General features: G+C 52.7%; 12 protein-coding genes. 7 read left to right on the forward strand and 5 right to left on the reverse strand.

Going from position 1 to position 11,784, the window contains the following annotated elements:
• Positions 1 to 69 precede the first annotated feature (69 nt).
• The 4 genes from fldA to K0H80_RS09760 form a co-directional block, all read right to left on the reverse strand.
• Entirely contained in the window at positions 70 to 597 is a 528-nt protein-coding gene (gene fldA, locus K0H80_RS09745) for a flavodoxin FldA (RefSeq protein WP_011865715.1), read from the reverse strand.
• A gap of 50 nt (positions 598 to 647) precedes the next feature.
• Positions 648 to 920, reverse strand: a complete 273-nt coding sequence (gene ybfE, locus K0H80_RS09750) for a LexA regulated protein (RefSeq protein WP_011865716.1) — start codon at positions 918 to 920, stop codon at positions 648 to 650.
• A gap of 11 nt (positions 921 to 931) precedes the next feature.
• Positions 932 to 1,153: a DUF2788 domain-containing protein gene (locus K0H80_RS09755; protein ID WP_011865717.1), complete on the reverse strand. Its 222-nt coding sequence runs from the start codon at positions 1,151 to 1,153 to the stop codon at positions 932 to 934.
• Between the two features lie 81 nt (positions 1,154 to 1,234).
• Positions 1,235 to 1,993 carry an alpha/beta fold hydrolase gene (locus tag K0H80_RS09760; protein ID WP_491572526.1) on the reverse strand — a complete coding sequence of 253 codons (759 nt, stop codon included), beginning with the start codon at positions 1,991 to 1,993 and terminating at the stop codon, positions 1,235 to 1,237.
• A 300-nt stretch (positions 1,994 to 2,293) separates the two neighbouring features.
• Here K0H80_RS09760 and seqA point away from each other — a divergent pair, with 300 nt between their 5' ends.
• Positions 2,294 to 2,824 carry a replication initiation negative regulator SeqA gene (gene seqA, locus K0H80_RS09765; protein ID WP_220045131.1) on the forward strand — a complete coding sequence of 177 codons (531 nt, stop codon included), beginning with the start codon at positions 2,294 to 2,296 and terminating at the stop codon, positions 2,822 to 2,824.
• Positions 2,825 to 2,868: 44 nt separating this feature from the next.
• On the forward strand, positions 2,869 to 4,536 hold the full coding sequence (gene pgm / locus K0H80_RS09770; protein ID WP_220073832.1) for a phosphoglucomutase (alpha-D-glucose-1,6-bisphosphate-dependent): 1,668 nt from the start codon (positions 2,869 to 2,871) through the stop codon (positions 4,534 to 4,536).
• Positions 4,537 to 4,695: 159 nt separating this feature from the next.
• Here the strand turns inward: pgm and msrA are convergent, their stop codons facing one another.
• Positions 4,696 to 5,175: a peptide-methionine (S)-S-oxide reductase MsrA gene (gene msrA, locus K0H80_RS09775; protein WP_220073833.1), complete on the reverse strand. Its 480-nt coding sequence runs from the start codon at positions 5,173 to 5,175 to the stop codon at positions 4,696 to 4,698.
• Positions 5,176 to 5,509: 334 nt separating this feature from the next.
• Here msrA and astE point away from each other — a divergent pair, with 334 nt between their 5' ends.
• The 5 genes from astE to nadA all read left to right on the forward strand — a co-directional run bounded on the left by astE (position 5,510) and on the right by nadA (position 11,666).
• The gene (gene astE / locus K0H80_RS09780; protein WP_434086646.1) at positions 5,510 to 6,562 is read left to right on the forward strand and encodes a succinylglutamate desuccinylase; all 1,053 of its coding nucleotides are present in this window, start codon (positions 5,510 to 5,512) and stop codon (positions 6,560 to 6,562) included.
• 183 nt (positions 6,563 to 6,745) lie between these two features.
• Positions 6,746 to 7,924, forward strand: coding sequence for a thiamine pyrophosphate-dependent dehydrogenase E1 component subunit alpha (locus K0H80_RS09785; RefSeq protein WP_220073835.1), 1,179 nt, complete (start codon positions 6,746 to 6,748; stop codon positions 7,922 to 7,924).
• Positions 7,925 to 7,927: 3 nt separating this feature from the next.
• Positions 7,928 to 8,905 carry an alpha-ketoacid dehydrogenase subunit beta gene (locus K0H80_RS09790; protein ID WP_011865724.1) on the forward strand — a complete coding sequence of 326 codons (978 nt, stop codon included), beginning with the start codon at positions 7,928 to 7,930 and terminating at the stop codon, positions 8,903 to 8,905.
• A gap of 11 nt (positions 8,906 to 8,916) precedes the next feature.
• Positions 8,917 to 10,479 carry a dihydrolipoyllysine-residue acetyltransferase gene (locus tag K0H80_RS09795; protein ID WP_220073836.1) on the forward strand — a complete coding sequence of 521 codons (1,563 nt, stop codon included), beginning with the start codon at positions 8,917 to 8,919 and terminating at the stop codon, positions 10,477 to 10,479.
• 119 nt (positions 10,480 to 10,598) lie between these two features.
• Positions 10,599 to 11,666: a quinolinate synthase NadA gene (gene nadA, locus K0H80_RS09800; RefSeq protein ID WP_220073837.1), complete on the forward strand. Its 1,068-nt coding sequence runs from the start codon at positions 10,599 to 10,601 to the stop codon at positions 11,664 to 11,666.
• The last annotated feature ends 118 nt before the right edge of the window (positions 11,667 to 11,784 follow it).

Here is an 11,784-nt window from a genome sequence, read left to right on the forward strand (position 1 = left end):
TCAGGGCCAATGTATCAGTGCTAAAAAAAGCGGCTATTCGCCGCTTTTTATACTGATGTGGCCGAAAGATTAGTCTTCCAGCTCTGCCAGGCACATCTCTTCGTAGATCTGCTTAACCCAGGCATCGACACGCTCTTCGGTCAGCTCAGGTTGACGATCTTCGTCGATACCCAGACCCACGAAGTGCTTATCGTCGGCCATGCCTTTAGAGGCTTCGAAGTCGTAGCCGTCGGTTGGCCAGTGACCGATAACCACGGCGCCGCGCGCCTCAACGATCTCGTTAACCATGCCCATGGCATCGAGGAAATACTCGGCGTAGTCTTCCTGGTCACCACAACCAAAGATAGCGACTAGTTTACCGTCGAAATCGATCTGTTCTAATTCAGGGAAGAAATCGTCCCAATCGCATTGGGCTTCACCGTAATACCAGGTCGGGATACCGAATAGCAGCAGATCATATTCTGCAATCTGTTCTTTGGTACTCTTAGCGATATCCTTAACGTCGACCATCTTCTTACCCAGTTTCTTCTGGATCATTTTGGCGACGGCTTCGGTATTACCTGTATCACTGCCGAAAAAAAGACCTACAGTTGCCATTGTCTTTCCTTTATCTAGTTCACTGACGTTTGTTTCAATACCACTTAAGATCAGCTTCTGACCTGCTTAAGCAGTATCGATTCGATTAATTGGCTGCGGCTGATGTTACTGGCCAAAGCCTTTTCATTCAAGGCGTCGTATAAATCTTGTGACACCTTTAACTCTATTCGTTTTAATCCTGCGGCTCTGTCGCGCTGGATCTGATTTCGCTTATTGACCTTTAGTTGTTGCTCCCGGGGAAGGGGATTGCTGCGAGGGCGTCCTCGGCGTTTCTCCGTTGCAAACAGGTCTATCGTTGTTCTGTCTGAAGATTCTTTTGCCATCGAATGTTCATTTAACCTATGCCAGAGCTCTCCCAAGAGAGTTGGATCAAGCCCTTAGCTATAAACCCGGCACAGCCGAGAAATAATACTAACCAAACAATATAGCGGCCAAATTTAGGGACATTTCCCTGTTTGAGCACGTCATGTATTGCCATACCAATAAAGAAAAATATCGCCGCAAAGAACAGGTTTAAGCCAACTGCCTCTATCTGTTCCATATACTGAGATAACATGCTGCGTTCCCTCAGGCTAAAAAAAGAGGCGCGAATATACCATAGTTAAGCGATATCTGCTACACGCTTTACAGACAAGATTCAGTCATTTTCTGCGATAAACTCGGCGACGATGCGATTGAAAATAGCCGGTTTTTGTGCGTGTAACCAATGACCTGTGCCAGCCAGTGACTTGGCTTGGATCTTGGGAAACTGAGATAGGAACGCCTGGCGGTGCGCCGCGGTGACATAGTCTGAGTCGGCGCCGCGAATGCACAGGCTAGGGCCAGTGTAGGCTCTATCTGCCAGCGGCCAACCAATGAGGTGCTCGTAGCTGGATTTCAGACCGGCCAGGTTCATCTTCCAGGCAAAGCCTTGCTCATCCTTGGTGAGGTTTTTCAGCAGAAACAGCGCCGTACCTTCATCAATACCGGCACCGAGCAGCTGCTTTTGCGCATCGGCGCGGTTAGCCAGCGCGCTAAGATCTAGGTTGCTTAGCCCTGCAAACACGGTCTGATGCCTGGGCTGATAGGCGACGGGCGCAATGTCTGCCGCGACCAGACTCTTGACGCGATCGCCATAAAGCAGGGCCGTCGCCATGGCGATCTTGCCGCCCATAGAGTGGCCGACCAGGTGCGCCGATCCCAGCTCGAGTTCGTCCATCAAACCAATTACAGCCTCGGCCAACATGGGATAATCCATGTTGGGCCAGTGTGGGCTGAGGCCATGGTTTGGCACGTCGATGCGGATCACTTGATGATCTTCGAGTGCATTGCCTAAGGTCTTTAGGTTATCCAGGTTGCCAAACAGGCCGTGGATAAGAATAACCGGGCTACCTTGTCCCGATTGGGTGTAATTCAAGCTGGTCATGGAAAGGCTGGTCTTGGAAAGTTAAGCGTTAAAATAATTGCCCAAATTGTGCCTGTAAATCGCTGCAAAAGACAGCATTAAGCGCGATCGCGCCATTCTCTGACGGGTTTTTGCGCACTTGAGGCGTAATTTATTGATCTTGTAACCAAGTTGTGGATTTTTAATGCGATCGCTCTTTATTCCTGTGGGAAAGATAGCATACACTTGAACGGATCTGGCATCAGTTGCTGCGGATCGCGTTCGCGATAACAATAACCTAATTACCTTTACCGTCTAAGGAAGATTCTAGTCATGAAATATATTGAGATTGATGAAGAGCTATATCGCCATATTGCCAGCAAGACAGAGCGCATAGGAGAGAGTGCTTCAGAGATCCTGCGACGATTACTCGGCCTTGACGTAGAGACGGTTGCCATGGAGCAGCCTAAGCAGATCAGCCAGCCAGGCCTTGATAAAGAGGTGGCGCAATCTCACCAGGCGGCAAGTATCGATCCCGAGACCTTGATCGACAAGGGGGCACTGGCCCAGCAAAAAGGCGCCGTTGGCCGTTTTCTGTTTACCTTAGAGGCTATCTATAAAGCGACGCCTAATCAGTTTGACCAGGTGCTGCAGATCCAGGGGCGCGATCGTCTCTATTTTGCGACCTCTAAAGAGTCACTACTCAAGGCCAGCAAGTCGGCCAACCCGAAAGAGATTGGTAACAGTGGCTTCTGGGTCACCACCAACAACAACACGGCGAAGAAGCGCACCATCCTAAGCGAAGTATTAGGTCAGTTTGGCGTGCAAGAAAAACAGATTGAATCCATTATCGGTCATATTTAAGTGAGATACTGAGGCTCAATCTACCCGACACTTAGGAGTACATTTTGGCGCTACACGAGCGAGCCGGTAAACCGGCACAACAAAGGGACTTGATTAATATTCCTAAACTGATGAGCCACTACTATCGGCTCTCACCGGATGTGACCAATGATGCGCAGAAGGTCACATTCGGCACCTCGGGCCACAGAGGCTGTGCCTTTAATAAGAGTTTCAACGAAAAACATATCCTGGCGATTGTACAGGCGGTGGTGGATCACCGCATCGAGGCGGGTATCAAGGGGCCGATGATCGTCGGTATCGACACCCATGCACTGTCTCAGGCGGCCTATGTCACGGCGCTTGAGGTGTTAACCGCCAATGGCGTACAGGTGATCGTCGCTAAGAACGATGAGTATACCCCGACCCCAGTGGTGTCCCATGCCATCATAGCGGCCAACAGAGTGCAGGGGGCTGGGCTTACCTATGGGCTTACCGATGGCCTTATCATCACGCCATCTCACAATCCGCCTCAAGATGGTGGCATCAAATATAATCCCCCCCATGGTGGTCCGGCCGAAGGCGGCATCACGGCCTGGGTCGAGCAGCGCGCCAACGAGTATCTGGCCAAGCAGCTAGAAGGCGTTAAGCGCCTGACCTATTCAGTAGCGGTCACGACCAGTCTTATTCAAGAGCGCGACCTGATGGCGGATTATGTCGAAGATCTCGAGCAGGTGATTGACATGCAGGCCATTAAGCAGGCCGGTATTCGTATCGGCGTCGATCCCCTCGGCGGCTCAGGAATTCACTATTGGGCCAAGATTGCCGAGCGCTATGGGCTGGATATTACCCTAGTGAACGATCGCATCGATCCCGCCTTTGGTTTTATGCCCCTGGATAAGGATGGCAAGATCCGTATGGACTGCTCGTCGCCCTATGCCATGGCGGGTCTGCTGGCCCACCAGGATGCCTTCGATATCTGTGTCGGTAACGATCCCGATTACGACAGACACGGTATCGTCTGCCCAGGCAGCGGCCTGATGAACCCTAATCATTATCTGGCGGTGGCTATCGAATATCTCTTGTCCCATCGCCCGCAGTGGTCGGCCGATCTTAAGATAGGTAAGACCCTGGTCTCCAGCGCCATGATAGACAAGGTATGCCGTGAGCAGCAGAGTAGCCTCTGTGAGGTGCCGGTAGGCTTTAAATGGTTCGTCGATGGCCTGGCCGATGCCAGCTTCGCCTTCGGCGGTGAAGAGAGTGCCGGCGCCGCCTTCCTACGTCGTGACGGCGGCAGTTGGTGTACCGATAAAGATGGTTTCATCCTGGCGCTGCTGGCTGCAGAGATACTGGCGGTAGTGGGTAAGACGCCTGCTAAGCTTTATGCCGAGATGGTCGAGCGTCACGGCGAGAGTTTCTACAAGCGTATCGACTCGCCGGTTAACCCTAAGCGTAAGGCTAAGTTTAATCAGTTGGTGAGCGAGCCCCTGAATGTCAGCGATCTTGGCTGTGAAGCCATGGCGGGAGATGCCATCCTCGAGGTGCTGACCCATGCCCCGGGCAATGGCGCGACTATCGGCGGCATCAAGGTAGTGACCGAAAAAGCCTGGTTCGCCGCGCGCCCATCGGGCACAGAGGCGTTGTTTAAGCTCTATGGCGAAAGCTTTGTCAGCGAGGCGCATCTCGAGAGGGTGCTGGAGCAGGCCCAGCAGATGATAGAGCGGCTGTTGGCCTAATCGAAGTTTGGCCAAACTCGCTCTGGTCTAACTTGCTCTTGACTAAACCTTGGTCGGTTACTCCATAGCAGCTTAATACTTAGACAAAATAAAAAAGCCAGTGAATCACTGGCTTTTTTTGTGGGCGCAACTTGCATCGGCTGCATGTAAAACTCGGTGCTAGTAGGTGAGGTGACAGCTAGGCAAGTTGTTCTTTTCCAGATAGTTCTGATGATACTCCTCCGCCTTATGGAAGGTGAGTACTGGGACTATCTCAGTCACTATGGGTCTTAGCCCCCATTTACCGCTGCGGGCGAGGGCTAACTTTGAAGCTTCGGCCTGTTCCTTCTGCGTTTTGTCGTGGAAGAAGATGGCGCTGCGATACTGGCTACCGATATCGCCGCCCTGCATATTGAGCATGGTGGGATTATGGTTACTCCAGAACACGGCCAGCAGATCGTCGAAGCTCACCTTGGTCTCGTCAAACTCGACCTGTACCACCTCGGCGTGCCCGGTTGTGCCCGTCTTAACCTCTTTATAGGTGGTCGCCTTGTCGTCACCGCCCATATAGCCACAGGTGGCATAGGTAACGCCGTCTATCTGCTTGAAAAAATACTCTACGCCCCAGAAACAGCCTGCGCCAAATGTTGCTAATGCCATGTACGACCTCTTCTCGATTAACGCTTATCTATCTTTTGTTCATCTAGATAACGAATTATCTAGTGTCTAAATTATCTAACGAATCGTCTAGCGCAGTTAATTTTATACGTTTAGATGGCTAGACGGCTTTATTCTGTATTATCTGATTAACGAATGCAACAGGGAAAATATGCGGCGATCGACTGGCCCGCGTGGTCGTCGACTCGCTTAAGTGTTACTATGCTGGCCAACTGATAATAATGCTAATAAATCCAAGGAGTCGCTATCTTTCAGGCCTACAAGGTGGGCGCTGTGGTAGTGATGCAGTAAGGAGTTTGCAGTGCAAGACACCCTGATGTTGTCGAAAGACTTTTTGCAATTGACACTAGACAATCCTGTCGGCCTCGAGGCGTTTGAATTTACCCTAGGGCAACACACACAGGTGTCGGTATGGGATACCGGCGTCATCCAATTTGAGCCGCTCGTTACGCATGAAGCTAATCAAGAGAGCGAGCAAGACGGAAAGGAAGATGCGCTTAAGAGCATAGTGCTCTCGTCGGCGGTTCATGGTAACGAGACGGCGCCTATCGAGCTGTGTGATCAGCTTATTACTGCGCTACTATCTGAGACGCTGATCGCCCGTCATCGCCTGCTGTTTCTAATCGGTAACCCACCTGCAATACTCAATGGCACACGTTTCGTCGAAGAGAACCTCAATCGTCTCTTCAGCGGCGCCCATGCCAAGGGGGAGAGCAATGCCGAGCGGGTCCGTGCTAAGAAGCTGGAGCAGTATGTGGATCGCTTCTTCAACGCTGCTCCAGAAGGCGGCAGTCGTTATCACTACGACCTGCACACGGCAATTCGCGCCTCTAAGCATGAGAAGTTTGCCATCTACCCTTATCCCCATGGCGAGCCCTATAGCAGTGAGCAGATCATGTTCCTGGCCGCTTGTGGCATCAACACAGTGCTGTTCCACCACGAACCTACGACCACCTTTAGTTACTTCTCGGCCCACGGTTATCAGGCCCACGCCTTTACCATAGAGCTTGGCAAGGTGATGCCCATGGGGCAGAACGATATGACGCGCTTTATCGCGGTGAAAGAGATGTTGACCCGTCTGGTAAGCGGCCGGGATCTCGAGCTCGGAGAGTTTGACCCGAGCCAGGTGAATCTTTACCAGGTTAATCGCTCAATCAACAAGCAGTTTGACGACTTTAGCTTTACCTTTGCCGACGACGTAGAGAATTTTACGGCGTTTCCAAGAGGTTATATATTGGCTAAGGATGGCGGGACTGAGATTAAGGTCGAGGCCGAATCTGAGTCTATCGTGTTTCCCAACGCCAATGTGCCGGTTGGCCAGCGCACTGTGCTGTGTTTAGTGCCTGCCAAAGATTATCGCGTGGTTTAGTCTCTGGCTTGTAAAGCTAGCGATACATGGGTGAGGGTAGCTAGTTGCTAATCGCGCCCCGTGATAGCTTGCTAGGTAGTTTACGTTAACGTAACTTTAAGGCCGCGTCATAATAGAGAATAGTGAACAACTTAGGCTGTTCGCAGTCAGATAACAAGAATACTCAGCTGATAAGAGAATAGTATGAGCAACGCAACGAGCAATACAGAGACTGTCCATCGCGTCAGTTTTCTCGATAAGGATTCATTATCGATCCCGATCCTGAAGATCCTTCAAGCCGACGGTACCACCTTTGAAAATGCTGTGTTACCCGTGATCGATCAGGATTTGGCTGCCAAAATTTATGATACTTGTGTGTTCACACGAGTACTCGATGAGCGCATGTTAGCCGCTCAGCGTCAGGGACGGATCAGCTTCTACATGACCTGTACCGGTGAAGAAGCCGCCGTGGTCGGCAGTGTCGCCGCCCTGGATCAAGACGATGTTATTTTAGCCCAGTACCGTGAGCACGCGGCGATTCGCTATCGTGGCTTTACCACTGAGCAGTTTATGAACCAGATGTTCAGTAACGAGAAAGATCTGGGTAAGGGCCGTCAGATGCCGATCCACTACGGCTGTGAGGCGCTCAATTACCAGACCATCTCATCGCCGTTAGCCACTCAGATCCCACAGGCGACGGGTGTTGGCTATAGCCTCAAGATGCAGGGCAAACGTAACGTTGCCATCTGCTACTTCGGTGAAGGCGCTGCCTCAGAGGGCGATTTCCACGCTGGTCTAAACATGGCTGCAGTGCTGAACTCTCCAGTTATCTTCTTCTGTCGTAACAATGGTTACGCCATCTCGACCCCGACCAACGAGCAATTTGCCGGTAACGGTATCGCCAGTCGTGGTGTGGGCTATGGCATGCACACCATTCGCGTGGACGGTAACGACATGCTGGCAGTAATGGCCGCGACCCAGCAGGCAAGAGCCTATGCGTTGGAGCACAACAAACCTGTGCTGATCGAAGCCATGACCTATCGTCTTGGCGCTCACTCCTCTTCGGACGACCCATCTGGCTACCGTTCTAAGGATGAAGAGGCCAAGTGGCAGCAGCATGATCCGGTTAAGCGCTTCAAACTGTGGTTGATCAACAAAGGCTGGCTCGCCGAGAGTGACGATGCGGCTATGTATGAGAAGTACCGGGAAGAGGTGCTGGCCGCAGTGAAGGTTGCCGAGAAGCTACCAGCGCCTAAGATTGACGAGATCATTGAAGATGTCCTCGACGAGCCGACGCCGAGACTCAAGCAGCAACTGACCGAGCTTAAGCAGCACATCAAGAAATATCCTGATTCCTATCCACGCAGCGCAGGGAGAGATTAAATCGTGGCAAAGATTAATATGTTACAAGCCATCAACGATGCCTTGACCATTGCGATGGAAACCGACGACAAGGCGGTGATCTTCGGCGAAGACGTTGGCCATTTTGGTGGGGTATTTCGCGCTACTTCGGGCCTACAGGATAAGTTTGGCCGCGATCGTTGTTTCAATACGCCGCTGACAGAGCAGGGTATCGCTGGTTTTGCCAACGGTCTGGCATCTAATGGCATGACGGCCATTGCCGAGATCCAGTTTGCCGACTATATCTTCCCGGCGTTCGACCAGATCGTAAACGAGTCTGCCAAGTTCAGATACCGCAGCGGTAACGAGTTTAATGTGGGTGGTATCACCTACCGTACCCCTTATGGTGGCGGCATCGCCGGTGGTCACTACCACTCGCAATCGCCAGAAGCGTATTTCACTCAGACACCGGGTCTTAAGGTGGTCGTGCCCCGTAACGCCTATCAGGCTAAGGGCCTGCTGCTTGCCTCGATTCGTGACAAGAACCCTGTGGTCTTCTTCGAGCCAAAGCGTCTCTACCGCGCCAGCGTGGGCGAGGTGCCTGATGAAGCCTATGAGATTGAGCTGGGCAAGGCCGAAGTGGTTCAGGAAGGTACAGACATTACCGTGTTGGCCTGGGGCGCTCAAATGGAGATCGTCGAAGAGGCGGCTAAGATGGCGGCCAAGAAGGGGATCTCTTGTGAGGTTATCGACCTGCGCACACTAGCGCCTTGGGACGTTGATACCGTTGCGGCATCGGTGAAGAAGACCGGACGCTTGGTGATCAACCATGAAGCGCCGCTGACCGGTGGCTTTGCCGGCGAAATCGCCGCGACTATCCAGCAGGAGTGTTTCCTCTATCTGGAATCGCCAATTAGCCGCGTATGTGGTCTGGATACCCCATATCCGCTGATCCATGAGAAAGAATATATGCCTGATGCGCTCAAGACCTTTGAAGCGATCAAAGCATCGATGAAATACTAGGAGCCCCAGGCATGATTAAAGATTTTATTTTGCCCGATATTGGAGAGGGCGTGGTGGAGTGTGAGCTGGTCGAGTGGTTGGTTGCCGAAGGCGATACCGTCACCGAAGATCAGCCCATTGCCGACGTGATGACAGACAAGGCGCTGGTACAGATCCCGGCGGTTCACGGTGGTGTTATCAAAAAACTTCACTATAAGAAAGGTGACATAGCTATCGTCCACGAACCGCTCTATTCGGTGGAAATCGATGGTGAGCTAGAAGAGGGTGCGACCACAGAATCGGCAGATGAAGAAACTGTCGTTCAATCTGATTCACAGCAAGTTGTCGGCGGCAAACGTGTCGAAGAGTTCCTGTTACCTGATATCGGTGAAGGGATCGTCGAGTGCGAGTTGGTAGAGTGGTTGGTGGCCGAAGGTGACATGGTGGTGGAAGACCAACCTATCGCCGATGTGATGACCGACAAGGCACTGGTGCAGATCCCGGCCATCAAGAGCGGTAAGGTGGTTAAACTTCATTACCGTAAGGGGCAGCTGGCGCAGGTGCACACCCCGCTTTTCTCTATCGAGGTAGAGAGCGAAGAGGGCGCCGTTGCCGCGCCGGTAGCAGATAGCGCTCCCGCTGCGGTTGACCATGAAGAGGTTGAACTGCACGCCCCTGCAGGTAATGGCAAGGCGCTGGCCAGCCCAGCCGTGCGTCGTCTGGCGCGCAGCTATGATATCGATCTCAGCCTGGTACCGGGTTCTGGTAAACATGGCCGAGTCTATAAGGAAGATGTCGAGCGCTTCCGTAGCGGCGAAGCCGTGAAGGCTAAGGCGGCGAAAGCACAGACCCAAAGCGAGCCAACAGCAGAGCCTGTAGCGGTTTCAGCAGGCGATCGCGTCGAGCCTATTCGCGGCGTCAAGGCGGTCATGGCCAAGATGATGACAGAGTCTGTCTCTACCATCCCGCACTTCACCTATTGTGAAGAGCTGGATCTCACCGAGCTGGTTGCGCTTCGCGAATCGATGAAGGCGCGCTACTCGAGCGACGATCTCAAGCTGACCATGATGCCTTTCTTCATGAAGGCGATGTCGCTGGCGCTGACTCAGTTCCCTGGCATTAACAGCCGTGTGAACGACGATTGCACCGAGCAGACCTTCCTGGCGTCACACAACATAGGCATGGCGGTAGACTCTAAGGTGGGTCTATTGGTGCCAAACGTGAAGGATGTGCAGCAAAAATCTATCCTTGAGGTTGCGGCCGAAATTACCCGCCTGACCAAGGATGCCCGCAGCGGTCGTGTCAGCCCGGCGGACCTTAAGGGCGGCAGTATCTCCATCTCAAATATCGGCGCCCTGGGCGGTACTGTGGCAACGCCTATTATCAACAAGCCTGAGGTGGCCATCGTCGCCCTCGGAAAGTTGCAGACCCTGCCGCGCTTCAACGATAAGGGTGAGGTCGAGGCCCGTAAGATCATGCAGATCAGCTGGTCTGGCGATCACCGTGTGATAGACGGCGGCACCATAGCCCGCTTCTGCAACCTGTGGAAGCTGTATCTCGAGTCACCACAGGAGATGTTACTGGCGATGCACTAATCGCATGTAGCAGTTCAGTAATTAGAGCGCCATTTGGCGCTCTTTTTTTTATCCAGAGTTAATCTTTGGCGTCAGATTAAGTATAATGCCGCTAATTAGTCCCACTCTTTGGTTTGAGCATGAGTCAAGTAGCACCAAGCATCGAAAATATTCAGTATCCGTTTCCAGCAAAGCCCATTCCCTTAAGCGATAGCGAGAAGCAGGCCTACAAGGCGCGCATCAAGCAGCTGTTGAAGGAGAAAGAGGCTGTCTTGGTGGCCCACTACTATACCGATCCTGAGATCCAGGCGCTGGCGGAAGAGACCGGCGGCTGTGTATCTGACTCTCTAGAGATGGCCCGCTTCGGCCGTGACCATCCGGCCAAGACGCTGATCGTGGCCGGGGTTAAGTTTATGGGCGAGACCTCTAAGATCTTAAGCCCGGAAAAGACTGTGCTTATGCCGACTTTGGATGCCACCTGCTCACTGGACGTAGGCTGTCCTATCGACACCTTTAGCGCCTTCTGTGATGCCCATCCAGACCATACCGTCGTGGTATATGCCAACACCTCGGCCGCCGTTAAGGCGCGGGCCGACTGGGTAGTGACCTCGAGTATCGCCCTTGAGATCGTCGAGCATCTCGACAGTCAGGGTAAGAAGATCATCTGGGGACCTGACCGTCACCTGGGAAGCTATATCGCCAAGCAGACTGGCGCCGACATGCTGATGTGGCAGGGCGAGTGTATCGTTCACGATGAGTTCAAGGCCAAGGCGCTGCGTCAGTTAAAAGAGCAGTATCCCAATGCAGCAGTGCTGGTGCATCCCGAATCACCGGCAAGCGTGGTCGAGATGGCCGATGCCGTTGGCTCCACCAGTCAGCTGATCAAGGCGGCGCAGACCCTGGACAATGACACCTTTATCGTGGCAACCGACAAGGGCATCTTCTACAAGATGCAACAGGCGGCGCCGAACAAGACCCTAATCGAGGCGCCCACCGGCGGTAACGGCGCGACCTGTCGTAGCTGTGCCCACTGTCCTTGGATGGCGATGAACGGCCTTAAGGCGATAGAAGCGGCATTGCTTAACGATGGTTCGGAGCAGCATGAGATCTTCGTCGATGAATCGCTCAGAGAGCGTGCGCTGTTGCCGCTCGATCGTATGCTGGATTTTGCCAAGACGTTGAACATGCAGGTTAAAGGTAACGCCTAGGCGTTAAACAGCTTCTGCTAGCACACTTTGCTAACGTTAAAAGCGCCACTAGGGCGCTTTTTTGTTGCCTGTCGATAGACAGTGCCCCGGCTATACTAGACTTTATGGGCATTGTGAG

The sequence above is a fragment of the Shewanella aegiceratis genome (assembly GCF_019457495.1).
GTDB lineage: Bacteria > Pseudomonadota > Gammaproteobacteria > Enterobacterales > Shewanellaceae > Shewanella > Shewanella loihica.

Excerpts from the sequence above, each read along its gene's own strand:
- fldA (WP_011865715.1), bottom strand. The coding sequence starts at position 597 with ATGGCAACTGTAGGTCTTTTTTTCGGCAGTGATACAGGTAATACCGAA.
- ybfE (WP_011865716.1), bottom strand. The coding sequence starts at position 920 with ATGGCAAAAGAATCTTCAGACAGAACAACGATAGACCTGTTTGCAACG.
- K0H80_RS09755 (WP_011865717.1), bottom strand. The coding sequence starts at position 1,153 with ATGTTATCTCAGTATATGGAACAGATAGAGGCAGTTGGCTTAAACCTG.
- seqA (WP_220045131.1), top strand. The coding sequence starts at position 2,294 with ATGAAATATATTGAGATTGATGAAGAGCTATATCGCCATATTGCCAGC.
- msrA (WP_220073833.1), bottom strand. The coding sequence starts at position 5,175 with ATGGCATTAGCAACATTTGGCGCAGGCTGTTTCTGGGGCGTAGAGTAT.
- astE (WP_434086646.1), top strand. The coding sequence starts at position 5,510 with ATGTTGTCGAAAGACTTTTTGCAATTGACACTAGACAATCCTGTCGGC.
- K0H80_RS09785 (WP_220073835.1), top strand. The coding sequence starts at position 6,746 with ATGAGCAACGCAACGAGCAATACAGAGACTGTCCATCGCGTCAGTTTT.
- K0H80_RS09795 (WP_220073836.1), top strand. The coding sequence starts at position 8,917 with ATGATTAAAGATTTTATTTTGCCCGATATTGGAGAGGGCGTGGTGGAG.
- nadA (WP_220073837.1), top strand. The coding sequence starts at position 10,599 with ATGAGTCAAGTAGCACCAAGCATCGAAAATATTCAGTATCCGTTTCCA.